Raw genomic sequence first — 25,184 nt, forward strand, 5'->3', positions numbered from 1 at the left:
GATTGGCCCCGACTCCCGTGAAGGATAGGCCATGGCCGTCGCAAACTCCGAAGTCGCATCAGAGACGCCGCTTTCCCTGTTGAAGCGGGTCTATGGCTATGACGCTTTCCGGGGGCTGCAGGCTGATGTCATAGCTGACGTGATGGCAGGCCGCGATACGCTCGCCGTGCTACCCACCGGCGGCGGCAAGTCCCTCTGCTACCAGATACCCGCCATCCTGCGTGATGGGGTCGGCCTCGTCGTCTCCCCGCTGATCGCGTTGATGGCAGACCAGGTCGATGCGCTGAAGGCGCTGGGCGTGCGGGCTGAACGCCTGGATTCGTCCATGGCGCTAGAGGATAAACAGGCAGCCCTCGAAGCGGCACGCCGCGGCGAGATGGATATGCTCTACGTCTCGCCGGAGGCGCTTGGTACCGGACTCGCCGGGGTCCTGGCGCGGCTTGGCGTTTCCGTAATCGCTATTGATGAAGCTCACTGCGTCAGCCAGTGGGGCCATGACTTCCGCCCGGACTACCGCGCACTTAGCCGCCTGAAGCAGCTCTTTCCCGGCGTCCCACGTATCGCTGTCACAGCGACGGCTGATGAGCGCACGCGCGATGACATCTTGCATGAGCTCGATCTCTCATCGTCGCAGGTCCATGTCGCAAGCTTCGACCGGCCAAATCTGACTCTTGGCGCAGAGCCGAAAGCCGGAAAACGCGCCGACCGCGTGGCGTCCCTCGTGAAAGCACATTCTGGCGAAAGCGGCATCGTCTATGCGGCAACGCGTGATGCAACCGAAACGTTGGCTGAAAGCTTGGAGCGGGCTGGCATCGCTGCGCTGGCCTATCATGCGGGGCTGGACCCGGAAGTTCGGGCTGAGCGCCAGCGCCGTTTCCTGCTGGAAGATGGCATTATGATGTGCGCCACCGTTGCCTTCGGCATGGGCGTCGACAAGCCTGATGTTCGCTTCGTTATCCATGCGGACCCGCCAAAAACTCTGGAAGCCTACTGGCAGGAGGTTGGCCGCGCGGGCCGCGATGGAAAGCCTGCCGAAGCCTTTGCCCTGTTTGGCCCAGCCGATATGCGCCGGTCGATCAGCTGGACGGTCGAAAGCGACGCGGCCGAAGAGGTTAAACGTGTCCAGCTGACCAAGACGCGTCAGCTGTTTGCATTCCTTAATGGAACGGAGTGCCGGCGCGGGGCCGTCAGGCGATACTTTGGCGAAGAAAATGTCGCGCCCTGCGGCGAATGCGATAACTGCCAACGCGAGCCGGGCGACGGGTTCAATGCGACACGCTTTGCCCAGATGGCTGTTTCCGCTGTGATCCGCTGCGGCCAGCGCATCGGACGCGGCCGCCTCATCATCCACTTGACCGGCTCGGCCCGCGACGGCTTCGATGAAGACCTTGCGCAATTGTCCACGTATGGAATTGGAACTGACTTGTCGAAACAGGGCTGGAATGCCGTTTTCGATGAGTTACTTTTCTCCGGCCTCCTGGCTGAAACCGGTGATGCAATGCGCCCTGTCCTTGCCGTGCCGGACCAGGAAGCCGTGCGCGCCCTGTTCAAGGGCGACCGGGAAGTGTGGCTGCGTACCGATCCCAGCCAGCGAAAGACAGCACGGAAACGATCAGGTCTCGCCGCAGCGGTCGTGCACGACCTCTCCGCACGTGATCAGTCTCTCTTCGAAGCGTTGCGTGATTGGCGGCTCGAAACGGCAAAAGCCAAGGGTGTGCCGCCTTATGTCATCTTCCATGACAGGACGCTGGCGGCGATCGCGGCGGAACGGCCTGCGTCGGGCGATGAACTTCGCAACATCAGCGGCGTTGGAGAAAAGAAGGCGGGGCGCTACGCCGACGATATCGCGAGGATCGTCGCTGAGGCGGCCTAGAACTGGCGTTAGCCGCCATACATCTCTTGCCGCTTCGCCTGCACTGCTTAGGTTTGGAGCATCCAATTCTATCAGGGGGACGAATGTCCAGCGAAAGAACCAAGGCGTCTGTAGTCGTCAGGAATGCAACGCTCGACGACGTGCCGGCCATCGCCGCGCTCGTGCTGAAAGTGTATGGACGGCCCGCTGATGGATACACGCCGGGCATGCTGCGCGGGCAGATCTCCTCCTTCCCTGAAGGTCAATTCCTCGTCGAATATGATGGCGAAGTCGTCGGCTATGCCGCAAGCTTCATCGTGTCTGCGGACCTGGCGCTCAAGCCGCATGACTGGATTGAGATTACCGGCAATGGATATGCCGCCCGCCACGACCCGGAAGGCGACTGGCTCTACGGTATGGAGGTCTGCGTCGACCCCGAAATCCGCCGCACCCGTATTGGCCAGCGCCTCTACAATGCGCGCCAGCAGCTTTGCGAGGACTGGGAACTGCAGGGTATCGTCTTCGGCGGGCGGATGCCCGGCTGGAAGCGGAAGCGCAAACAGTATCCGAACCCGGAAGACTATGTTGAAGCGGTCAAGGCGCAGAAGATTACCGATCCGGTGATCCGTTACCATCTGCGGGCGGGGTTCGAGCCGATTGGCGTTCTGCGTAATTACCTAGAAGAAGACACCGATAGTGGGGGTCACGCCACGCACATGGTCTGGCGCAACCCTTATGCCGTCGAAGTGAAGCCTGCCAACAAGATCTCGTACGCCGTAAAGGAGCGGGTTCGCGTTGCGACGGTGCAGGTGCAGATGCGGGCGGTCAAAAGCTTTGAAGAGTTCATGAGCAATGTAGAGTACTTCGTCGACGTCTGCTCTGACCGTCGGGCCGATTTTGTCGTGTTCCCGGAACTGTTTACGCTCCAGCTCCTGGCGTTCGAGAAACGCAAGCTGAGCCCGGCGGAATCGATCGAGGCGCTGACCCGTTACACGCCGCGTTTTATCGAGGAGATGCGAGAGCTCGCCATTTCCTACAATATCAACGTCATTGGCGGCTCGCACCCGACCCGTACTGATGACGGCGATATTCAGAACGTGGCCTATGTCTTCCTTCGCAATGGCTCTGTCCATGCGCAGGAGAAGATCCATCCGACGCCAGACGAGCGTCACTGGTGGAACATCAAGGGCGGCGACAGCGTGGATGTCATCCCGACCGATTGCGGACCGATCGGCGTGCTCATCTGTTACGATTCAGAGTTTCCGGAGCTTGCCCGTCGTCTGACGGACGAAGGCGCGCGCATCCTGTTCACACCGTTCTGTACCGATAGCCGCCAGGGGTATCTGCGCGTGCGCTATTGTTGCCATGCGCGCTGCATCGAGAACCAGCTCTACGTTGTGACCTCCGGCTGTACAGGCAATCTGCCGAACGTCGAGAACATGGACATCAACTACGCCCAATCGGCGATCCTCACGCCGTGCGACTATCCGTTCGCGCGCGAAGGTATCGCCGCTGAAATCGCGGAGAATGTCGAGGCGGTTGTCATGGCCGACCTCGACCTCAATGATCTGAATTTCGCGCGGTCTGAAGGGACTGTCCGGAACCTCCGCGACCGCCGGTTCGATCTCTACCGTGTCGCCTGGAAGGATGGCGGTTGAGACTTCCAGCGCTGAGCGAGAACAAGCCGCTCAGGCTGGGCAGCCTGATGATGCTCTATGCCGCCCAAGGGGCACCGGAAGGACTGCTTTACATCGCAATACCCGCATGGTTCGCCGCACAGGGCGTCGGGGCGGATAATATTGCAGGCTATATAGCTGTCATACTGCTGCCCTGGAGCTTTAAGCTCTTCAACGGCATTCTGATGGACCGCGTCACCTGGTCACCGATGGGGCGAAAGCGGCCATGGTTGATCCTCGCCCAGCTCATCCTGATCGGCAGTCTGGTCTGGTTTGCCGGTCTGGGAGAGCCAACTGAGGCGCTGTACTGGTTTGCGGCGGCGGGCTTCGCCGTTAACTTTGCCGGCGCCTTTCAGGATGTTGCTATCGACGGGATGGCCATCGACATACTGGGCGAAGAAGAACGCGCAACGGCCAACGGCCTGATGTGGGGTGGCAAGACGCTCGGCACGGCCGGGTTTGCGTTTCTGACCGGCCGTCTGATCAGCGATGAAGGCCACGCATTGGCGGCCATCGTCACGGCAATATTTGTCGCAATCGTCATGCTGCTTCCTCTACTCCTACGGGAACGCGCTGGCGAGAAATTGATGCCCTGGAGCGAGGGGCAGGCATCCACTCATACGCAATCTGTACAGGTTCAACGCTGGCGTCCGCTTGTGGCTGGCGTTTTTAACGCAATGAAGCGCCCGGCAAGTCTCGCCCTCGCGGCCGGCATCCTGGTTGCTTTTCTTGCCTACGGGCTGAAGACTGCATTCTCACCAACACTGGCCGTCGAAGAGCTTGAGTGGGGTCGCGGGCTCTTCACCGATAGAGACGCCACGGCCGATCTCCTGGGCGGCCTGTTCGGTGTATTCGTATCAGGCTGGCTAGCGGACAAGATAGGCCCACTGCGCGCTCTCGGTGGTGCTCTCATCGGTATGGCTTTTCTCAACGCAGTCGCGATTTTCTTGTGGCAGGCCGAAGGCTTCTACTTTGCTTACCTGCTCCTCTACAGCGTCCTGTTCGTGCTGATGTCCGTCTGCACATATGCTATCGCGATGGGGCAATCGCGCGGCAGCGTGGCTGCGACGCAATTCTCGATCTTCATGGCGCTTCTGAATTTCGGCACGAGCATCGGGGCCGGACAACTCGCCTGGCTTCGTGGCGCGGGAGGTTATGAGGCAGCGTTTGCGGCGTGTGCAATGCTCAGCGCTGCTGCGCTTGGCTTCTATGTTATTTCCGTGCGGCTCAACAAAATGCTGGAAACGTCATCCATCCTCAGCGACCAGGAAATGCGCCTGTAGCGCGGTGACGATTTTTTCCGGGTGATCACCCTGCCAGGCTTCTGCACGCACGCTTGCCATGCGCCGGCCGAGTTTGTGGACGATGGCGCGGGCATAGAGATCTTCACCTTTAGCGCTCCGCAGATAGTCGATCGTCAGATTGATCGGCTTTGGTGGACGCTGAAGATCGGACTGAAGGTAGACCTGTGCCACGGCGGTCAGTTCTAGAAAGGCACCCGTTGCGCCACCATGCAGGGCGTTGATGGCGCGGTTGCCAATAAACTTCTCTTGGAACGGAAGTCGAGCAATCAGTTTGTCGCCATCCGCCGTGAATTCCATCCCGATGAAACGGGCAAAGGGCGTGCGGTCGAGGAAAGCCTGAAGCTGTGCAGCGCGGGGGCTCATTTCTCGCCTCCCAGCATCTTGTTCGCAATGTCCATTGCAGCGTTCCCGCTTGCCCAGCGGCTTATATCATTAAGAGCGAATGTGCCTGCGGCCGTTGCGATGACCTTGTCGCGGCTCTCATGGTAGGCCCAGGCATGCGTAAACGCGACATTCCTTGTGATATGGTAGCATTCAGCTTCCGCTAGAATATCGCGGCCCTTGTCAGCCGGGCGCATATAGTCGATGCGAAGGTCAAGCGTCGCCATCGACATCGGCTTGTTCAGCGCCGTGTTGATGCAGACCCCGCTCAGATTATCCAGAAGCGCCGTAAGCACGCCGCCGTAGATAACACCTGTGTCGGGATCGCCGACGAGGTCCTCTCGCCAGCCGACCTTGGCGAAGGCGCGGCCTTTCTCGATCCCCGTCAGTTCAAACCCAAGCGCTTGTGCCCAAGGCACTGTCGACATGATTCGCTGGGCGTTCTGCTGCATCAGATTGAGCATCATGTCCTGACGCTCGTTCTCTTCGCTCATCTCGGACCCCCGCTGTTGCCGCGACGTGAAAATTGACGCTGCATCCTAGGTCGATACCATCGTGAAAAGCGAACACAATGAGTGACGCTGCGGGAGGAAAACATGGCATTCGACGGACGCTCAAACGGCAAGGCTTGCATCATCGGCGCGGGTTGCTCGGGCTTCACGATGGCAAAGCGCCTGAAAGATTATGGCGTTGCCTATGACTGCTTCGAGATGTCGGATAATATCGGCGGTAATTGGTACTATCGTAATCCGAACGGGCTGTCCTCCTGCTATCAAAGCCTTCACATAGACACATCCAAGTGGCGCCTTGCCTTTGAGGACTATCCTGTGCCGGAGGACTGGCCAGATTTCCCGCACCATGCCCAGTTGCTTCAGTATTTCCACGACTATGTCGACCATTTCGGCTTGCGTGAGACGATTACCTTCAACACCGCCGTCGAGAAGGCCGAGAGGCGCTCTGATGGCGACTGGAACGTGACGCTCTCAACCGGTGAAACGCGAACCTATCAGTGGCTCTTCGTGGCAAACGGCCACCACTGGGATGCGCGCACGCCAGAATATCCGGGCGAGTTCAACGGCTACCAGGTCCACTCTCATTACTATCGCGACCCATTCGAGCCTTACGACTTCCGCGGTAAGCGCGTCATGGTTGTTGGCGGTGGCAATTCGGCCATGGATATCTCGTCGGAGCTTTCCCAGCGCCCGATCTCTGAGAAGCTCTTCATCTCCATGCGCCGGGGGGTCTGGGTGCTGCCGAAATACATGAATGGCCAGCCTGCAGACAAAGCCGTGCTTCCTTCATGGATGCCGTCCAAGCTTGGGCGGAAACTTGCACGTGCATCTATCAAGAAGCGCGTGGGCAATATGGAAGACTATGGCCTGCCCAAGCCGGACCATGAGCCGCTGGACGGCCACCCGTCGGTGTCAGGCGAGTTCCTCACACGTGTCGGCTGCGGCGATATCACACCGAAAGGCGGCATCGAGAAACTCGATGGTGACGGTGTCATCTTCAAGGACGGCTCACGCGAGAAGATCGACGCGATCGTCTGGGCGACCGGATACAATGTCAGCTTTCCCTTCTTCGACGACGAACGCCTGAAACCGGTCGAGAACAGGTTCCCGCTGTTCAAGCGCATGGTCCGTCCCGGAATGGATAATCTCTTCTTCCTTGGGCTCGCCCAGCCCCTGCCGACGCTGGTAAACTTCGCTGAGCAGCAATCGAAACTCTGCGCGGCGAAGATTGCTGGAGAGTATGAGTTTCCGGCGGAAGATCAGATGAAAGAGACCATCAAGGAGGATGAGCAATTTCACCTCGGTCACTTCTACGATGCGCCGCGGCACACGATGCAGGTCGACTTTAACGCTTACGTAAAGGATCTCATGAAAGAGATAGAGCGAGGGCGGAAGCGCGCTAAAGCCACCGCCTGACCTGGGTGACTGACCTGATGGATGGCTCTCATGCTGCGCACCATGCTCGCATGCCTTGCAGGACTAGTGCTGACGACGGCCTGTAGCACAAGTCCTGCGCCTGTTTCATATCCGATGGATGGCCGCGTAGCGCCGCCCAGCGCGATCACCACGACGGCAAGCGTCAGCGCAGAGCAGGGGCCATTCCAGCCTGACGTGGATTTGTTTCTCTGTCCGAACAGCACAATTACAAACGCGTTCGAGTATGACGCCGACTTTCGCGTTCTGAACTTCAATCCGATTGTACTGGTGGAGGGTAAAGTCGTAATCGCATCAGTGCCGACCAATAATGCCTGCATGACGTCGGGTTTTGGTCACCGTATGGGACGGACGCATAAGGGTCTCGATGTGCGTTCGCGCCCGGCCGGCATGGTCTATTCCGCCGCACCTGGCACCATCCGCGAAGCAAAGCGCAGCCCCAGCTTCGGAAACACCATACTGATCGATCACGGGCAGGGCGTTTTCACCCGCTACGCGCACCTTGCAAACATCGAGGCGGGTGTCGAAGCCGGGAAGGTCATCGGATTTGGTCAGCCACTCGGCATAATGGGCACGACGGGCCGCAGCACGGGTATTCATCTTCATTTCGAAGTTCTGACCGGGACCTATCCTGGCAGTTTGACCGCGCATAACCCTCTTTCTTTCCCAGCCTATCTGACGCAAAGCGCTGCGTACTAATTGAGGGACGGGGGCCCCACCATGAAACGGCTGACACCTGCCGCGCTTGTGCAGGCTTATCGCGATCCAGTTTCGTGGCTCATCCTTGCCGTTGATCTCTTTCCTGTCATCGCGATCTTCCAGCTCGGCTGGGGCGCAGCCGCCCTGGTGTTCCTGTACTGGCTAGAAAATCTCGTCATAGGGTTCATAACCCTGCTTCGCATGTTCGCCGCTGCAGCGGCCACAGGGGCGTCCGCTATTGTGGGGGCGTTCGCGTTCGGCGCCTTCTTCCTTTTTCACTACGGCATGTTCTGCTTCGTGCACGGCGTATTCCTGATGGTTTTCGCCGAGATCTCCGCTGGCACAGGTGAGAACATCTCAATCAGTCCGCTCGGTCTCGTGCGCTACGCGCTTTCGACGGGAGGCGGGATGTTCTGGTTTCTCGGGACCATTCTCGCGCTACAACTGTTTCTGTTCTTGCGGGACTTTATCTTCCGCGGCGCGTATCGCGAGACCAACCCAATGTTGGAGATGGCCAAGCCTTATGGCCGCATTGTCGTTCTGCACATTGCGCTTTTCGCCGGGTTTGGCCTCCTCATTTGTCTTGGGGAGCCGTTCGTCGGTGTCCTTGCGCTCATTCTGCTCAGGGCCGTATGGGGCGCGGTGCAATCTGTCAGGCGGCAGCAGGAAATCGCAGCGCCTGCTAGCCCCAAAGTTGACGAAGCGTCACCAATCTGATCACTGCTAAAACTGTTACAGATTCAGGGGCTTTTCATGGTGGCAGCGGCGCAACCGGCGCAGGGGCAGGGCAAGCGGGCAAGGACCAAGGCTGCCAATCGGCAGGCGATCCTCGAAGCAGCCCGGCAAGTGTTTGCGCGGCTTGGCGCTGAAGCGACGACTGTTCGGGATATTATTCGCGAAACGGATCTCGCGGCAGGCACGTTCTACAACTACTTCAAGTCCAAGGAAGAAGTTTTCGAGGCGCTGGCTGACGAGGGCGTTCGACGCTTTCGGCCGCGCCTTGCCTCTATCCGTGAGAACGCGTCCTCTCTACAGGCCTATCTTCTGGAAGCTTACAGCGCCTATTTCGATTTCCTGAATGAGGAAAACGAAGAGGCGATCCGGCATGGTGCTCCCCATGCTGCGATGATCGGCGTTCGGGTCGACACGCCGGAGATGCAAGCTGTGTTCGAAGAGATCCGGACCGATCTTGAGCAGGTCGCAAAGTCGACGGGTCTTTCCCTTGCCGATTCCGGCTATCTGACGGCCGCAGCAATCGGTATTGCCCGGGAAGTGGGGGACCATATGCTTCTGCGCCGCCCGGTCGATACACGCGGGGCAACGGAGTTTGCGACGCAGCTTTTCCTGCATGGCGCGGGGGCGCTGGCATCCAAGAACAACAGCTGAAGGTATCTCACCCATGAGCTTGCAGGCAACGATCGCAAAACTCCTTCTGAAACTTCCGGACAGCTTTCTCGTCAGACTGTCGGGCGGCAAGCCGGTGGAGCTAGGCGGCCGCACGCTTGATCCGCGCTTCCAGTTCATGATGGCCGGCGCAAAGAGGCAGCCGCCGATGTCCAGCCTGTCGCCGCAGGAAGCGCGCGCCGCTTCTGCTGGCGGTCTGGCCATGTTCGCAGACGAACCAGAGCCAGGTGTCACTTGGGAAGATAACGGAATTACAAGCAGCGATGGTCACCAGATCCCGGTGCGCATCTACCGGCCAGATAATCAGGACGCCAGCGCACCGATGATGGTGTATTACCATTTTGGCGGCGGCGTGATCGGCGACCTTGATACCTGTCATGTGTTCTGCACAATGATCGCCACGGCGGCGAAATGCCCGGTCCTGTCAGTCGACTACCGTCTGGCGCCAGAACACAAATTTCCCGCAGGTCTCGAAGACTGTATCGACGCTTATGACTGGGCCTTGCGCAATGCCCGCAAATATGGCGCGCCCGCTGGCGTTGCCACGGTTGGTGGCGACAGCATGGGCGGTAATTTCTCTGCTATTGTCGCACAGGAAATGGTACGGGAACGAAAGCCTGTGCCGCTCATGCAGCTTCTTATCTACCCGGCAACAGATATAGATCGGGAGTTTCCGTCCTATCAGACCTATGGCGAGACGTATCCGCTAGATGCAGACACGATGCGCTGGTTCATGGAGCAATATATCCCGGAAGGGCAGGACCGCGCAGACGTGCGGCTCTCACCGGCCCGGGAACCCTATCTTGAGAATCTGCCACCCGCTGTCATTGCAACGGCTGGCTTTGATCCGCTCGTTGATGATGGGGCGGCCTACGCCAAACTCCTGCGCAAGTCAGGCGTGAAGGTCGAGTATAAGTGCTATGATAGTCTGGCGCATGGATTTACAGCCTTCACAGGTGTTGTACCTGCTGCGCGCAAGGCATGCGAGGAGATCGCCTCGCGCGTTGCGGAGACCTACAAAACGTTTGAGATTGACGAAGACTAGGCCGGAGCGCGGCGGAGCCTCATCAGTCGTTCAGCTCAGGCTGCGATAGCAGCAATGGCGAGCAGGCTGACAAAGATGAAATAGATTGTACGCATTGTTACGCTTGTGTCCGAAAAGCTTTAATAAACTGTCACACTGACGGTTCTAGCCGCCTATCGTTCCGAGAGCAAATCTGGATGATTGTTGCGTACATTTCCAACATCGGGGTGAACCGGCCAGACGGTCATGTCTTCTGAAGGGAACGGGACCATCAGGTCGTCCACCTTCTCGCGAACATCCAGCCATCTTGCGAAATCCGACTGGTGTAAAATGACTGGCATGCGGTGATGCACGCCTGACGTTGCTTCGTTTGCTTCTGTGGTCAGCACGGTAAAACTGTGCAGTTCCGACCCCTCGATCAGGGCAACATCGTACAGTCCGGCCAGGCAGAAGTGACGCCGGTTCCGCAGGCCGATCGCGAATGGTGTTTTCGCGCCCTTCCTGCCGGTCCACTCATAATAACCGCTAACGGGGATGAGGCAGCGATGATGGCGGTAGGCACCCCGAAAAACCGGCTTGTCTGCAACCGTCTCTGATTTGGCGTTGAACGTTGTGAAGGTTTTTTCCTTCAGCGGTTTTTTCCACCAGGACGGAACGAGGCCCCACAGGGCTGGCGCAAGCTCGACATGACCGCCATGCGCTGTCCGCAGGATCGATTGATAGGATCCCGGCGCGGCATTGTATGTCGCTTCGGGCGGATCGACCTCATCCGGCGGGATCAGATTCAGCCAGGCGTGGAAGTCCGACCATGTAACTCCGTGTCTAAAGAATCGCCCGCACATGTTGTCCTGTATTCATCAAGAAACGCTACTGTCATCGAAGCGTATTGGAACGAAGTCACAAAGTGAACGTTCTCGAACAAATACCTCCTCCACACGGCAGGGGGCAACGCTTCATGAGGAGATATCATATGAACAAGATGATGATCGGCGCAGCCGCAGCAGCATTCGTCCTGACCGCGTGCGAAGGCACCGGACTTTCGACCAACCAGGCTTATGGCGCTGGCGGCGGCGCGCTTGCAGGCGCAGCGCTCGGCACGCTCGCTGGCGGCGATGATGGTCGTAATGCTGCGATTGGCGCGGCGGTCGGCGCGCTCGCTGGTGGCGCTGTCGGTACTTATATGGACCGCCAGGAGCGCGCCCTTCGTGAGCGTACGGCAAACTCGCAAATCCAGGTGGAGCGTCAGGGCGACCAGATCGCACTTACGATGCCATCGAACTCCAGCGTCAATTTTGCCGTCAACAGCGCCGAACTACAGTCCAGCGCTTATGGTCCGCTGAACGAGATCGCTGGCGTCCTCCAGGAATATCCATCGACTCGCGTCGATGTTGTTGGTCACGCAAGTGCCGATGGACCGGACGATTACAATATGCGTCTGTCTGAACAGCGTGCCAATACGGTTGCGAACTACTTCGTGAGCCGCGGCGTCGAAGCGGTCCGCATCTCGGCCTATGGCCGTGGCGAAACCCAGCCCATCGCAAGTAATGATACGCAGGCAGGTCGCGCAGCGAACCGTCGCGTCGAGGTGCTGCTGACACCGGTCACGACCAGCTAATCGCCAGCCCGAAGAACTAGATCAAAGGCCGCAGCAGGAATGTTGCGGCCTTTTTTGCTGCGCGGCATACACGCAGCGCCGCTCAGCTCTGCTTCAAGACCCGCTGCCATCCAGCGACCGAACCGTTCGAGCTTGGCGGTGAAAGCCCTGGATTCGCTGTCCGTCGGATCCATTGCTCTCTGCATGGCGAGAAACATGGAGTTAAACACTATATGAGTACCCGCCTGCTGTGCGGCGGGCTCCGTCATCGCACCGTTGCATGAAGCGATCAGGCTTTCTGCGACCGCGGCGGCGGCAGGCTCTAGGATCTCTTTGACATAATGGACGTAGACTTCTGTGTCCGCGATTGCTTCGCGCAAGGCGAAGACATGGCGTCGAATATAAGGGGTATCAGTCCCGGCGCTGCAGGCGAGCTGGATATAGCCTTCAACCGCCTCACTGACGGTCTGCGCTGGCGTCCGCATGACTTCGCGCACACCTTCGCTCGTCTCGCGCATATGTTTGAACAGGGCGATGACGACGCCGCGCCGGTCACCGAAATAGTGTCTGAGATTGATATCGGACACGCCGGAAGAGATAGCCAGCTGACGAAGCGATGGCTGGACGACGTCTTCGCGCTCAACATAAGCGATCATGGCGTTCAGCAGAGCCTGACGTTTCTTCTCGTAGTCCTGGTTCCTGACACCAGCCGGTCTGGCCATTAGAATTCCCCCATTGCGTGCGTCTCCCATGGAGCAATCGCCATTAAAGCGGAATAAGGGACAGTACTGACAAAAGGTGCCGGGCTCAGGCGACTATCTTCAAGTCGTTGTAATTTATAATCAAAAGGCCGAGGCGATTGCCCCGGCCTTCTGCTTTTTTCTTCTATGGTGATCGCTTACGCGGCGACTTTGGCTTTGACGCCGCCTGGCGGGAATCGATCATAAAAGCCTTCACCCTTGGCAGCCATGTCCTTGAGAAGCTCAGGCACCTTGAAGCGGTCGCCATACTTCTCTTCCATCTTCGTGGCTTCCTCGACGAAGGCCTTGATGCCCCAGATCAGGTCCACATAGGAACAACAACCGCCCGTATAGGGTGCGAAGCCCCAAGCGAGGATGGAGCCGATGTCGGCATCGCGCGCGTCTGTGATAACGCCTTCCTCAAAGCAGCGGGCAACTTCGATCGCCTGACGGATGAGGAGACGGTTGACGTAGTGCTTCTTGAGCTCTGGAGGGCACTCATCGACCGTGACATCGATGCGAGTGTTGAGGTCCGGCCAGAGACGCTCGGGCTTGCCCTTCTCATTATAGTCGTAGAAACCCTTGCCGGCTTTGCGACCGACGCGGCCATTGTCTTCGACGAGCCAGGCGAGGAACTGCGTGCGGTCATCGCTCTGAATGTCGACGCCCATCGCTTCTGCCGTGGCCCGGGTGACCTTGAGCGCTGTGTCGAGACCGACAGAGTCGGACACTTCCAGCGGGCCCATTGGCATACCGGACTGGCGCCCGACATTCTCGATAATGGCTGGCTTGATGCCTTCGGCCAGCATTTCCATGCCTTCGCGCGTATAGGTGCCGAAGCAGCGCGACGTGTAAAAGCCGCGGCTATCATTGACAGCGATTGGCGTCTTGCGAATGGCCAGCACATAGTCGACGGCTTTGGCCAGCGTGGCTTCAGAGGTCTTCTCGCCAGAGATGATCTCGACCAGACCCATCCGCTCCACCGGGGAGAAAAAGTGGATGCCGATGAAATTTTCCGGACGCTTGGATGCCTGGGCGAGGCCAGTGATTGGCAGGGTCGAGGTGTTGGAGCCGAAGACAGCATCTTCGCCGAGAACAGCTTCAGCCTGCTCGGTGATCTTGGCTTTCAGCTCCTGGTTTTCGAAGACAGCCTCGATGACCAGGTCTGCACCCTTCACATCGTTGTAATCGTCGGTCGTCGTGATGAGGTCGAGGAGCTTGTCGCCCTTTTCCTTGGTCGACTTGCCACGCGAGATAGCCTTCTCGACAAGACGGCGCGAATAGTCCTTGCCCTTCTCGGCGTTTTCCTTGGACACATCGACCAGCACAGTCGGGATGCCAGCCTTGGCCTGAACATAGGCAACGCCTGCACCCATAAGACCTGCACCGATAACCGCGATCTTCTTGAACTCGGTCTTCGGATAGCCTTCAGGGCGGTTGCCGCCCTTGGACAGGGCCTGCGTTGACAGGAAGAGCGAGCGGATCATCGCCTTGGCTTCGGGGCGCGATTGGGTGTTGATGAAGTAGCGCGTCTCGATGCGGAGACCTGCATCGATCGGCACCTGGATGCCTTCATAGACGCAGGACAGGATGTTCTTCTGCGCCGGGAAATTGCCATAGGTCTTGGCGTGAAGCATGGCGTTCGCCATTGTCATGACCTGACCGGCACCTGGGCTCTTGTGCGGCACGCCGCCTGGAACCTTGAAGCCTTTCTCATCCCACGGCGCCTTGGCCGTCGGATTGGCTTTGACCCATGCTTTGGCTTTTTCCACGACCTCTGCACCGGGTGCGAGCTCCTGGATCACGCCCATCGCCTTGCCTTTTTCTGCGTCGAAGCTCTCGCCCTGAAGGATCAGCGGCAGGGCGGCCTGCACACCGACGAGGCGAGGCAGACGCTGCGTGCCACCGGCACCCGGCAGCAGGCCGATCTTGGCTTCTGGCAGGCCGAATTGCTGTTTTGGATTGTCATTGGCCGCAACGCGGTAGTGGCAGGCGAGCGCCACTTCGAGGCCGCCGCCCAGCGCAAGGCCATTGAGCGCACAGGCTACCGGCTTGCCGCAGGTCTCAAGCTCGCGAAGCGTCTTGTTCAGTGCAAAGCCCTGATTGAAGCGCTCTTTCAGCTTCTCGTCTTCGCTCTTTGCGCTGTCGTCAGCGGCGCCAGCACGATTGCCCATCTCGCCAAGATCTGCGCCTGCGCAGAAGCCGGAGGGCTTGCCCGATGAAAGGACCAGACCCTTGATCTTGTCGTTGCTGGCGACCTCTTTCGCGATCGCGATGATATCCTGAACGGCCTGACCGGTCAGCGTGTTCATGCTGCGGCCTGGCACGTCGAAAGCAGCGTGCGCAATGCCATCGCCGTCAATGTCGAATTTGAATGTCTCGAGTTCCATCTATGCTTTCCTCTTGAAGCTCAGCCCTCGTCGGAGCCGTCTTCCGTAGTCTTGTCTTTATCTACGGTCTGTTTGAGCTGGGCTTTGCCAAAGGCTGGCGCGAGGCCAATCCCGATAGCAAGCCCGGCGCCGATAAAGGCCATGTTGCCAAGCGCGGCGCCGAGTGCCGCCCCAAGGGCAATGCCGACGGCTATCCCAATCGGCAGGCCTTTTTCGAACGCCGTATCGCTCACCTAGACACGCTCGATGATCGTGGCGGTGCCCATACCTGCGCCAACGCAGAGCGTGACGAGGGCGGTTTCCTTGTCGGAGCGCTCAAGCTCATCAACCATGGTGCCAAGCAGCATGCCGCCCGTCGCGCCAAGTGGGTGGCCGAATGCAATGGCGCCGCCATTTACGTTCATTTTTTCGTGCGGAATGCCGAGCAGATGCATCATCAGCATCGGGACCGATGCGAAAGCTTCGTTAAGCTCGTAGATGTCGATGTCGCCAACATCCATGCCAGCCTTCTTGAGCGCTTTCTGCGAAACAGCGGTCGGGCCGGTCAGCATGATGGCAGGCTCGGACCCGATCGAGGCCATGGACTTGATGCGTGCGCGCGGTTTGAGGCCAAGACGCTCACCCATTTCCTTGGAGCCGAAAAGCACCGCGGATGCACCGTCAACGATACCGGAGGAGTTACCGGCATGGTGGACGTGATCGATGCTTTCCAGTTCAGGGTAGCGCTGCTTGATGATCTCATCGAAGCCCATGCCGCCCATGCCGGCAAAGGAGGGGTTCAGACCAGCGAGCGACTGCATGTCCGCCTGAGGCCGCATATGCTCGTCATGATCGAGGATGATCGCGCCCATCTGGTCCTTCACAGGGACGATGGACTTGGAGAAGCGGCCTTCTTTCCAGGCGGACGCTGCACGCTTCTGGGACTCGACGGCGTACGCGTCGACATCATCGCGTGAGAAGCCCCATTTGGTCGCGATTGTGTCTGCGCCAACGCCTTGCGGAGCGAAATAGGACTTGATCGCGATGGACGGGTCGGACGACCATGCGCCGCCAGCTGCGCCCATAGGCACGCGGGACATCGCTTCGACGCCGCCGCCAATTGCCATATCCGCTTCGCCGGTCATGACCTTGGATGCGGCCATGTTGCAGGCTTCGAGACCCGAAGCGCAGAAACGGTCGATCTGCACACCGGCAGTCGTTTCAGCATATTCGGCATTCAACACCGCGATACGGGCAATGTCGCCGCCTTGCTCGCCGACGGGCGAAACACAGCCGAGGACCACGTCATCGACATAGCTCGTGTCGAGTTCGTTGCGGTCACGGATCGCCTGGAGTGCTTGGGTTGCCAGCGAAAGCGAAGTGATTTCGTGCAGCGATCCGCTTTGCTTGCCTTTGCCGCGCGGGGTGCGCACGGCATCGTAGATATAGGCTTCAGTCATTTGGAATAAGCTCCTTTCAGGACATTCATTTATTCAGGTGTTTGGACTGGCGGTAGACGATGAGGCCGATCACAAGCGAGCCAAGGCCCAGCGCGATCGGTGCAAACCCGCTGACGCCGGCGTCTGGTCGACCAAACTCGACATACGCCCCCATCAGGACCGAGATGATCCCGAGGAGGATGGACGCTATGCCGAGCCAGCGTATCATCTGCGCTACATCGTTCTCGCGATGAGCATTTTCATGACTTCGTTCGCGCCGCCATAGATGCGCTGGACGCGGGCATCGGCATACATCTGGCCGATGGGGTACTCGTCCATATAGCCATAGCCGCCATGCAACTGCAGGCATTCGTCGATGATCTTGCACTGCAGATCAGAGATCCAGTATTTCGACATCGACGCCGTTGCCGCATCGAGCTTGTTCTCGATCAGCAGCTGCGTGCAGTGGTCTGCGAAGACTTTTGCCACGGTCGCTTCGGTCTTGCATTCCGCTAGCTTGAACTGGGTGTTCTGGAAGTCCCAGATCGTGCCGCCAAAGGCCTGGCGTTGCTTCACATACGCAGTCGTCTCAGCAATCGCGCGCTCAATCATGCCAACGCCCTGCAGGCCGATCACGTGACGCTCCTGCGGCAGTTTGGTCATCAGCTGGATAAAGCCCTGGCCTTCTTCTGGGCCGAGCAGGTTGGAGGTCGGCACGCGCACATCATTGAAGAAAAGTTCTGATGTATCGGCTGCCTTCTGGCCGATCTTTTCGAGATTGCGGCCACGTTCAAAGCCTTCGACTTCGTCAGTCTCGACCACAACGAGGGAGATACCCTTGCTGCCCTTGCTCGGATCGGTTTTCGCAACTGTCACAATCAGATTGGCTGTCTGACCGTTCGAAATAAAGGTTTTCTGACCGTTGATGACGTAGTGATTGCCATCTTTCTTCGCGGTCGTTTTTACAGCCTGAAGGTCAGAGCCTGTGCCGGGCTCGGTCATCGCGATGGCGGCGATCAGATCACCGGAGGCAAGGCGCGGCAGCCATTTCTTCTTCTGCTCTTCAGAGCCGAATGCCTCAATGTAAGGGGCGATGATGGCGTTGTGGAGGGTGATGCCGAAGCCATCGATTCCTTTCCACTGCTGCTGCTCAATGATCACCGCTTCATGCCGGAAATCACCGCCTGCGCCGCCATACTCTTCGGAAACAGATGCGCAGAGGAGGCCGGCTTCGCCTGCCTTCTTCCACATTTCGTGGGGCACATACCCTTGCTTGCGCCACTCTTCGACGTGCGGTTTGCACTCGCGTTCGAAAAACTGGCCGACGGCATCAGAGAAGATCGAAATCTCCTCATCTTCGCGCCATTTTGCTGGTGGTACGTTCAGCACGTCCTGCATCTATTATCTCCCTCAATCGTGTCTGCACCGACAAGTTGTCGTTTACGTTCACGTCAATTTTATAAAGCCCGCCCTCTTGCGGGACGAGTCCTCACGCCGCGTCAGGGCGTAACAGTTTTAGCAGCCCCGAAATCCGCCTAGTGACGGGCTTCAGGGCGATGTCTCAGAACCGGTCGGCTTCGAGCGCCATCAGGGGCTCGGCCCCGGTTTTCAGCTTGGCCAGATGGGCCGAGGTCTCTGGGAGGATACGGCTGATATAATACCGTGCCGTGACAAGTTTGTCGTCGTAGAACGGGTCGCTCCCGCGCTTTGCAAGCGCGGTCTTCGCCATCTTGGCCCACATATAACCGAGCGCCGTCAGGCCGAAGAGCTCCAGATAGTCCATCGATGCGGCGCCGGCATTATTGAAGTCGCTCATGCCGTTCTGCATCAGCCAGCTAGTAGCTTCCTGCAGTTCGCCTTTCGCTGTGGCGAGAGCATCAATGAACGGCTTCAACTCTTCATCGCTCTCATTTTCGGCGATGAAGTCGTCGAGTTCGGCGAAGAAGGTGAAGATAGCACGGCCGCCATTCGCAGCCAGCTTGCGGCCGACAAGGTCCAGCGCCTGGATGCCATTGGTGCCTTCATAGATGAGGGCAATGCGAACATCGCGAACGTATTGTTCGACGCCCTGATCCTTGGTGAAGCCCGTGCCGCCGTGAAGCTGAAGCGCATCATTGCAGGCTTTCAGGCCGCGGTCGGTCAGGAAGGCTTTCACGACCGGCGTCATCAGCGCCATATAGTCGCCTGCCTTCTCGCGTACTTTCTCATCCGGCGACTTGTGCAGAAGGTCACCGTACAGCGCGGTCCAGTAGCTGAACATGCGAGCGCCTTCGATAAAGGCGCGCGTGTCCATCAGCATCCGGCGCACGTCAGGGTGGACGATGATCGGATCGGCAGGCTTCTCCGGTGCTTTCGGGCCGGACAGGGCGCGGCTCTGCAGGCGTTCGCGCGCGAAGTCAGCCGCATTCTGATAGGCGACCTCTGCCTGGGCGAGACCCTGCATGCCAACGCCGAGACGCGCTTCGTTCATCATGATGAACATGGTGCGCATGCCTTTATGTTCGTCGCCAACCAGCCAGCCGGTCGCGTCTTCATAGTTCATGACGCAGGTGGCGTTGCCGTGAATACCCATCTTCTCTTCAAGGCCGCCGCAGGACACCGTGTTGCGTTCGCCAAGTGAACCGTCCTCGTTCACGAAATACTTCGGCACGACAAAGAGAGAGATCCCTTTGATGCCTTCTGGTGCGCCTTCAATGCGGGCCAGGACGAGGTGAATGATGTTCTCGGTCAGGTCCTGCTCGCCGCCAGAAATCCATATCTTCTGGCCGGTCAGTTTGTAGGAGCCATCGCCCTGCGGGATCGCCTTGGTTTTGATCAGGCCGAGATCGGTGCCGCACTGCGGCTCAGTCAGGTTCATGGTGCCGGCCCATTCACCGGTTGCCATCTTCGGGCCATAGATCTGCTTCTGATCGTCAGAGCCGCCTGCCATCAGCGCCTCGTAAGCGCCAGAGGTCAGGCCGGGATACATGGCAAAAGCCATGTTCGCGGCAGACATCATTTCGCTGACGGCGATCGACAGGGCATGCGGCAGGCCCTGACCGCCCATCTCGGGTGTCTTCGACAGAAGAGGCCAGCCATTTTCGACGAACTGCTTGTAAGCGTCAGGGAAACCGTCCGGCGTCTTTACCGTGGCGTCATCGGCGCGCTTGCAGCCTTGCTTGTCGCCAACACTGTTCAGTGGAAAAAGAACTTCGCTTGCGAACTTGCCGCTCGTTTCGAGGATCTGGTCAACGATGTCCGGCGTCGCATCGGCAAAGCCATCGAGATTGGAATAGTTCTGCAGGGCCAGCACATCGTGGAAGATAAATTTCATGTCCCGGATCGGCGCGTCATAGCGTGGCATTCGTGAAAGCTCTCTTCAGTCTTGAATTGCAAAGTAACCGGCCCATCGCGAAGACGGGCCGGTTGCTTGGGTTGTAAGAAGTTTTACGCCCGGCCTATGCGTCGTCCAGCTGTTTGCGCGCGACGGCATCATAAGCCGCAACGTTGCGGGCCTGATCGTTGGCCGGGCCGATCTTGGCGAGGTCATTCTCAAGCCAGTCGATGCCCTTCTGGAGTTCGCCAAGCGCAATCTCGATATCTTCGCGCTGGTTCTCGAATTCCTTGACCTGGTTGCGGAACTTTTCGAGCGTCTTGCGCTTCTGGGCGCGCTCATTGTCGCCGAGGCCGTAGAGGTCAAGAATCTCGCGGATGTCAGCCAGTGGCAGGCCGAGACGCTTCATGCGAACGATGATTGTGACGCGGGCGCGATCACGATGGGAATAAACGCGGGTCATGCCGTCCCGGGCCGGGTGCAGCATGTCCTTGTCCTCATAGAATCGAAGCGCGCGCGGCGTGATGCCGAACTCGCGTGCGAGCTCGGAAATCGAGTAGGTCCGGCTCTCGGAGATCGAAAGGGATGTAGCTGAATCTGGCATGACTTCCTCCTGGATTTTGTTATTTACGTATACGTCAACGTTAGCCTTACCTTTGCGTCAGAGTAAAGCCCCTCCCTAGCGTCAGCCACTGATGTCTGAATCAAACTGGCTAATCTGTTTACCATTTTAACGACCTTTTAAGACGAACCTCGGCATCGGTGGATGAATACGGTGATCCGGCATGCGCTTTCTGCAGAAGCGCTGCCCCGGAATTGAGGAGTTCGCGTATGTCAAACTACGGGCCCTGGAGCGTGAAGGGGAGCGACGAACGCGCGCGCGAAGCTGCACGGGAAGCGGCCCGCGAAGAGGGTCTCACCATTGGCGAATACATTAACCGTATGCTCAAGATGGAAGCCGACAGCTCCGGCGGACCGGTCAGTGGATCTGGCGCAAGCTCCCGTTCGGCCGACGCACCGCGCCTCGCAGCCAGCGGCGGCGACGGCGGTGGCGGCGACTATCCGGGGGCGGGCTCTGCAGGCCTCGTTCGCGATCTGCTTGGTCGGCTTGAAGCCGTAGAAGCGCGATCCGCAGTGGCGCTCAGCGGTATTGATCGGTCGATCATGAGCCTCACTGAACGCCTCGAAGATGCGCAACGTCGCACCGATGGTCTCTCTAGCAACTATGAGACAGTGATCGAGGACATCCGTTCGACACATGATGCGCTCCGGTCAAAGCTGGAATCGCTCGAAAATGGCGGTGATGGCCGCCGCGATGTAAAAGCGCTGAAGTCGCTGGAACGCGCGCTCGGCAAACTCGCCTCTCACATTCATGAGGAAACGTCGCGCCAGAAAGACAACTCGGCCGATATGCGCAGACGTGTCGAAACTGGCCTTGAGGAGCTCGGTGGCCGCGTATCGGGCGTCGAGGGACGTATCGACAAGACGCTGGACGAGGCCGCAGCCCGTCTCGCGAAGAAGATCGAGCAAGCCGAGCTTCGCACCGAGGGCGCGACCAAGCATCTGTCCAGCCGGTTCAGCGATCTTGAAACCAATGTCGCTCAGCGCCTCGCACGCCTCGACGATGTAACCAGCCGCCTCGATACCGTAGAGACCACGACCAGCAAGTCCCTGACCTCGATGGAAGGTCTGGTTGATGCCCTGCAGGCGCGTCTCGACCGGGCCGAATCCCAGACCAATGAAGCGCTCGACAAGATCGACAAGACATTCGGCACGCTCAGCGAACGCGTCAGCGCACTTGCCAACACAGCCTTGCCAGACACAGCCATGGCGCTTCGCAAGCAGTTCGAAAGCCGCTTCGAAGGGCTATCCCAGGAACTTCGCGCCTCCATCGAGGGCACCCGCGAGAAACTCGCCAGTGAAATCGATGCGGCCACCACCAAGGCGGCGCGCCCTGAGCAGATTGATGCGCTAAAGGATTCGCTCTCCAACCTCGCTGACGCGCTGGACCGGAAGGACTCCAATGCGCTCGCCGCCATCGCGACCCTTCGCCAAGACATGGAATCTTCTGGCCACACGTCGCGGACGTCTGTCGATGATCTCGCCAAGCGCGTCGATACCAACTGGAATGCGTCGCAGGCAGCTCTTGAAACGCTCCGCCAGCGCTTCGAGGCCAAGGATGCTGTCTCTCCAAAGGCGTTCAGCGAGCTTCGCGAACGCATGGAAGCGAACCACGACAAAGCCGTAAGGGAACTTACAGAGCTTCGTGGGCAGGTCGACGCTGCTACGCGAAATGCAATCGCGCCGGAGACGATTGAGACGGTCCAGAAAGCTGTTGCCGCGATCCGCCAGCGCCTCTCTGCGAATGAGAAAACCTCTACCACCACACTCGCGCGGGTCTCGGAACAGATCGGTCAGATGTCTGACCACCTGGGCAAGCGCCTGCAGCAGGTCGAAGACCGTGACTACGCCGCCCAGATCGAAGCGGTGCGCGCCGACATGCACGCGCTTTCTCACGAGGTGACGCTCCAGCTCGGCAATGCCGACGGTCAGGGCGATGCCATACTCGAAAAGATCAGCGCTGAGATGAAGCAGATGTCTGAGCAATTCGAGGCGCGTGTCGATGAAAGTGAAAAGCGCAGCGCCAAGGCGATTGAACAGGTCGGCGAGCAGGTTTCCAGCGTGTCGCAGCGGCTCCAGGCTCGCCAGGAACGCTCTCTGCGCGATCTTGAGCAGTCCATAGAATCAGAACGCACGGAGCAGCAGAAGCGCCTGTCCGATGCGCTGAGCGGCGTGTCCGACCGGATGGAAGAAATTCAGGAGCGCTCCGCCAACTCGCTCTCGCCCGTGCAGAAGGCGATTGCCTCGCTCGCGGCCAGGCTCGAGGCGTTCGAGGATGCAGCAGCGCCGCGTACCAAGGGCGTGCGCAAGAGCGACTCCCCACGCCAGGCAGCAGACGACGACTACTTCGCCGCCTTCATGTCGCAAGAGGACGAGGACGACGTCGCGACCGCGCCGCCGCCACAGGCCGCGCGCCGTCACGCGCCCGATGAGACATCCTTCGATGAGCCTTTCGGTTTCGACGAAGACAGCCGCACCGCGCCGCCACCTGTCACGAGCCGCGATGCGTTTGACTACGAGACCGACCTTTCCGATGAGCCACAGACGAGCGACCCCTTCGCGGAGTTTGAGGACTTCGATGAGGCAGACAATGAGCCCTTCACGGGTGAAGAGCTTACCTATGAAGAAGACCCTGCCGATCTGGACTGGGGCACACAACCACCAGCGGCGCAGAGCCGGGGCGGCGGGAATGACTATATCAGCCGCGCGCGCCAGGCGGCACTCAGTGCTAACGATGCCACGCCTCAGAAGACGGCAGCGCCGAAACGCGGCCGCAGGAAGGCTGAGCCGCGTGCGGAAAAGTCGGGCAAATTCCCGCTGATCCCTGCTGCCGCCGCTGTTGCAATCGTGGCAGTCGGGGCGGGCTTTTTCTTCGGCAAAGACATGATCCTCGCCGACGACCGCCCTCAGATTGCAACCAGATCGTCGGTCTCTGTACCCGCCAATGCGGGCGCGCCATCTGAAATCAATACCTCGCAAGAGGCCGGTCAGGCCGGGTCGGCTGATGAAGATATCTCTGCGGCGGAGAGCGAAACCTCTGCAGCATCATCTGAAACCGTTAATTCCATGCAGCCTTCGCAAGCCACTGAGGAGCTCGAAGGAACGCTGCCTGTAGATGCTACGTCGTCGGTCGACGACTCCGAAGCGGCAGAAGAGAGCCTCGCAGGCGTCGGTGACCCTGCCGAAACCGAGCCAGTTGAGGCCGCGCCAGAACCGGCACGACCCACGCTCGCCGAAATTGCCTTGATCCCTGAGGGCCAGTCGCTCGAACAGGCTGCCGCTGGCGGTGACGCGATTGCGCAGTACCAGCTGGGTGAGCGCCAACTGGAAGCAGGCGATTATACATCAGGGCCGACCATGATCCGTCGCGCGGCAGAGCAGGGTCTCGCTGCCGCCCAATACCGTCTGGCCAAGCTGCACGAGTCCGGCCTGGGCGTCCCTCGCGATCTCGAGAAGGCTCGCGAATGGACAGAACGCGGTGCGGCCGGCGGCAACGTCAAAGCCATGTACGACCTCGCCGTCTATTATGCCGAAGGCGAAGGCGGTCCGCAGACCTATGCCGGCGCTGCGGAGTGGTTTCGCAAGGCAGCCGAGTTTGGTGTAACCGATGGCCAGTACAATCTCGCCGTCCTGCATGAGCTTGGCCTGGGCGTCAGCGAAAACCCGGCAGAAGCACTCTACTGGTATGCCGTCGCCGCCAATCAGGGCGACAGCGAAGCTCCGCCAAAAGTAACTGAACTTTCCAGCGCGGTCGGTCAGGAGCAGGCGGCGCAGATCCGCGCGCGTGCTGCCGGCTGGACGCCAAGCCGTCCGGCACGCGACGCAAACGGAATCTTCCCTCAACAGGGTTCGCAGGGAGTTGCCTCGCCCCAGCAGATTGTCGGCGTCCAGAATGCGCTGGCGGCCCTTGGCCATGAGCCGGGCCCGGCAGATGGTGTGCTCGGCGCGGGCACGCAGGCGGCTATCCGCAATTATGAGCGGGAGAACGGGCTGAATGAGTCAGGCAATGTCTCGCCGCAGCTTATCGACAGCCTGAATGCGCGTATCGCTGAGGCGAAGAGCTAGACCTCACTCGAACGCTGGCCGCGCGCCATAGCGAAACCTGCGCCACAATATGTAAAGGCCGAACAGCGCCGCTGTGGCACTCAGCCAGTGCAAGTCTGTCAGGTACCAATTGTTGACCACGATCCCTGCAATGCCCCAGCAAAGAGCGGCGAAGTAAAAGAGGCTTGCGCTGATGCGGCTGGCGAAGCCCCATGCAAGCAGGCCAGCGCTGAGCAGGGCGAGCCATAGCGATATCCAGACATGATCGCTGGGTCCGAGGCCGGCTACCTCACGCCATGTCGCCGCGACCGAGATTGACACCGCAGCCGTGATCCAGCCTGAGAAAAGTCCGACGAGGGCGCAGGCATTCAGGCGGGCTAGCGTCCCATCGAAACCGCCCATCCTGTGAAGGCGCCGTGCCGCGAGCCAGCTGCAGGCGAGGATAGGAAGCAACAGCCCGAAATCAGCATACTGATTGGCGATGGATTGCGCGCTGACCATCCAGATGACGTTCCCGGCACCAGCTAGCAATAAAGGAATAGCCAGCTGGTGTTCGAGATAACCGGGTTTCCATAGGCTCAGCAGCGCGAAGACCAGATAGCTGAAAAAGATCACGCCCCAGATCGAGAAGAATAGGCCGGGCGGCAGTTCGGGTGGCCTGATAGCAACATCGCCGCGGCTTCCGATCGGCTCTCCTATGCCGATGGCGGGCAGGGTCGGCGCTAGAAACTGCGCAATGGCGACGATCAGCAAGGCGATGCCAATTTTCCGGCTCATG

The 25,184-nt window shown here is 59.3% G+C and carries 22 protein-coding genes; 10 read left to right on the forward strand and 12 right to left on the reverse strand.

Annotated features, from left to right (window positions below):
- Positions 1-31 precede the first annotated feature (31 nt).
- The 3 genes from recQ to D1224_RS09090 all read left to right on the forward strand — a co-directional run bounded on the left by recQ (position 32) and on the right by D1224_RS09090 (position 4,811).
- On the forward strand, positions 32-1,873 hold the full coding sequence (gene recQ / locus D1224_RS09080; RefSeq protein ID WP_119379560.1) for a DNA helicase RecQ: 1,842 nt from the start codon (positions 32-34) through the stop codon (positions 1,871-1,873).
- Between the two features lie 83 nt (positions 1,874-1,956).
- Entirely contained in the window at positions 1,957-3,510 is a 1,554-nt protein-coding gene (locus D1224_RS09085; RefSeq protein ID WP_119379561.1) for a carbon-nitrogen hydrolase family protein, read from the forward strand.
- On the forward strand, positions 3,507-4,811 hold the full coding sequence (locus tag D1224_RS09090; RefSeq protein WP_119379562.1) for an MFS transporter: 1,305 nt from the start codon (positions 3,507-3,509) through the stop codon (positions 4,809-4,811). The genes D1224_RS09085 and D1224_RS09090 overlap by 4 nt, the downstream gene beginning before the upstream one ends.
- Here the strand turns inward: D1224_RS09090 and D1224_RS09095 are convergent.
- On the reverse strand, positions 4,776-5,195 hold the full coding sequence (locus D1224_RS09095; RefSeq protein WP_119379563.1) for a PaaI family thioesterase: 420 nt from the start codon (positions 5,193-5,195) through the stop codon (positions 4,776-4,778). The genes D1224_RS09090 and D1224_RS09095 overlap by 36 nt on opposite strands.
- Entirely contained in the window at positions 5,192-5,707 is a 516-nt protein-coding gene (locus D1224_RS09100; RefSeq protein WP_119379564.1) for a PaaI family thioesterase, read from the reverse strand. Before D1224_RS09100 ends, D1224_RS09095 begins: the two co-directional genes overlap by 4 nt.
- A 102-nt stretch (positions 5,708-5,809) precedes the next feature.
- Here D1224_RS09100 and D1224_RS09105 point away from each other — a divergent pair, with 102 nt between their 5' ends.
- The 5 genes from D1224_RS09105 to D1224_RS09125 are packed head-to-tail and all read left to right on the forward strand — an operon-like array spanning position 5,810 to position 10,307.
- The gene (locus tag D1224_RS09105) at positions 5,810-7,141 is read left to right on the forward strand and encodes a flavin-containing monooxygenase (RefSeq protein ID WP_119379565.1); all 1,332 of its coding nucleotides are present in this window, start codon (positions 5,810-5,812) and stop codon (positions 7,139-7,141) included.
- A gap of 21 nt (positions 7,142-7,162) precedes the next feature.
- Positions 7,163-7,858, forward strand: coding sequence for a M23 family metallopeptidase (locus D1224_RS09110; RefSeq protein WP_119379566.1), 696 nt, complete (start codon positions 7,163-7,165; stop codon positions 7,856-7,858).
- A gap of 21 nt (positions 7,859-7,879) precedes the next feature.
- A complete protein-coding gene (locus D1224_RS09115) occupies positions 7,880-8,575 on the forward strand; it encodes a DUF6498-containing protein (RefSeq protein WP_119379567.1) in 696 nt (231 codons plus the stop codon).
- Positions 8,576-8,611: 36 nt separating this feature from the next.
- On the forward strand, positions 8,612-9,244 hold the full coding sequence (locus D1224_RS09120) for a TetR/AcrR family transcriptional regulator (protein WP_119379568.1): 633 nt from the start codon (positions 8,612-8,614) through the stop codon (positions 9,242-9,244).
- A gap of 13 nt (positions 9,245-9,257) precedes the next feature.
- Positions 9,258-10,307: an alpha/beta hydrolase gene (locus D1224_RS09125; protein WP_119379569.1), complete on the forward strand. Its 1,050-nt coding sequence runs from the start codon at positions 9,258-9,260 to the stop codon at positions 10,305-10,307.
- Between the two features lie 152 nt (positions 10,308-10,459).
- Here D1224_RS09125 and D1224_RS09130 read toward each other — a convergent pair whose 3' ends face one another.
- Positions 10,460-11,128, reverse strand: a complete 669-nt coding sequence (locus D1224_RS09130) for an SOS response-associated peptidase (RefSeq protein ID WP_182482222.1) — start codon at positions 11,126-11,128, stop codon at positions 10,460-10,462.
- Between the two features lie 128 nt (positions 11,129-11,256).
- Here D1224_RS09130 and D1224_RS09135 point away from each other — a divergent pair, with 128 nt between their 5' ends.
- Positions 11,257-11,901 carry an OmpA family protein gene (locus D1224_RS09135; RefSeq protein ID WP_182482223.1) on the forward strand — a complete coding sequence of 215 codons (645 nt, stop codon included), beginning with the start codon at positions 11,257-11,259 and terminating at the stop codon, positions 11,899-11,901.
- Here D1224_RS09135 and D1224_RS09140 read toward each other — a convergent pair.
- The 8 genes from D1224_RS09140 to D1224_RS09175 all read right to left on the reverse strand — a co-directional run bounded on the left by D1224_RS09140 (position 11,898) and on the right by D1224_RS09175 (position 20,345).
- Complete coding sequence (locus D1224_RS09140; protein ID WP_119379571.1) at positions 11,898-12,602, reverse strand: hypothetical protein; 705 nt, start codon at positions 12,600-12,602, stop codon at positions 11,898-11,900. The two genes, D1224_RS09135 and D1224_RS09140, sit on opposite strands and share 4 nt — an antisense overlap.
- Before the next feature lie 176 nt (positions 12,603-12,778).
- On the reverse strand, positions 12,779-15,010 hold the full coding sequence (locus D1224_RS09145) for a 3-hydroxyacyl-CoA dehydrogenase NAD-binding domain-containing protein (RefSeq protein ID WP_119379572.1): 2,232 nt from the start codon (positions 15,008-15,010) through the stop codon (positions 12,779-12,781).
- A gap of 20 nt (positions 15,011-15,030) precedes the next feature.
- Positions 15,031-15,243, reverse strand: coding sequence for a hypothetical protein (locus tag D1224_RS09150; protein ID WP_119379573.1), 213 nt, complete (start codon positions 15,241-15,243; stop codon positions 15,031-15,033).
- On the reverse strand, positions 15,244-16,449 hold the full coding sequence (locus D1224_RS09155; RefSeq protein WP_119379574.1) for an acetyl-CoA C-acetyltransferase: 1,206 nt from the start codon (positions 16,447-16,449) through the stop codon (positions 15,244-15,246).
- A gap of 25 nt (positions 16,450-16,474) precedes the next feature.
- Entirely contained in the window at positions 16,475-16,657 is a 183-nt protein-coding gene (locus D1224_RS09160) for a hypothetical protein (protein ID WP_119379575.1), read from the reverse strand.
- 5 nt (positions 16,658-16,662) lie between these two features.
- Positions 16,663-17,826 (reverse strand): acyl-CoA dehydrogenase family protein, encoded by a 1,164-nt coding sequence (locus tag D1224_RS09165; RefSeq protein ID WP_119379576.1) that lies wholly within the window; start codon positions 17,824-17,826, stop codon positions 16,663-16,665.
- A gap of 163 nt (positions 17,827-17,989) precedes the next feature.
- Complete coding sequence (locus tag D1224_RS09170; RefSeq protein WP_119379577.1) at positions 17,990-19,771, reverse strand: acyl-CoA dehydrogenase C-terminal domain-containing protein; 1,782 nt, start codon at positions 19,769-19,771, stop codon at positions 17,990-17,992.
- 94 nt (positions 19,772-19,865) lie between these two features.
- Positions 19,866-20,345 (reverse strand): MerR family transcriptional regulator, encoded by a 480-nt coding sequence (locus tag D1224_RS09175; RefSeq protein WP_119379578.1) that lies wholly within the window; start codon positions 20,343-20,345, stop codon positions 19,866-19,868.
- Between the two features lie 227 nt (positions 20,346-20,572).
- Here D1224_RS09175 and D1224_RS09180 point away from each other — a divergent pair, with 227 nt between their 5' ends.
- The gene (locus D1224_RS09180) at positions 20,573-24,427 is read left to right on the forward strand and encodes a peptidoglycan-binding protein (protein WP_119379579.1); all 3,855 of its coding nucleotides are present in this window, start codon (positions 20,573-20,575) and stop codon (positions 24,425-24,427) included.
- A gap of 3 nt (positions 24,428-24,430) precedes the next feature.
- Here the strand turns inward: D1224_RS09180 and D1224_RS09185 are convergent, their stop codons facing one another.
- Complete coding sequence (locus tag D1224_RS09185) at positions 24,431-25,183, reverse strand: hypothetical protein (RefSeq protein WP_119379580.1); 753 nt, start codon at positions 25,181-25,183, stop codon at positions 24,431-24,433.
- Position 25,184 lies beyond the last annotated feature (1 nt).

Source organism: Henriciella barbarensis, assembly GCF_003576345.1.
GTDB lineage: Bacteria > Pseudomonadota > Alphaproteobacteria > Caulobacterales > Hyphomonadaceae > Henriciella > Henriciella barbarensis.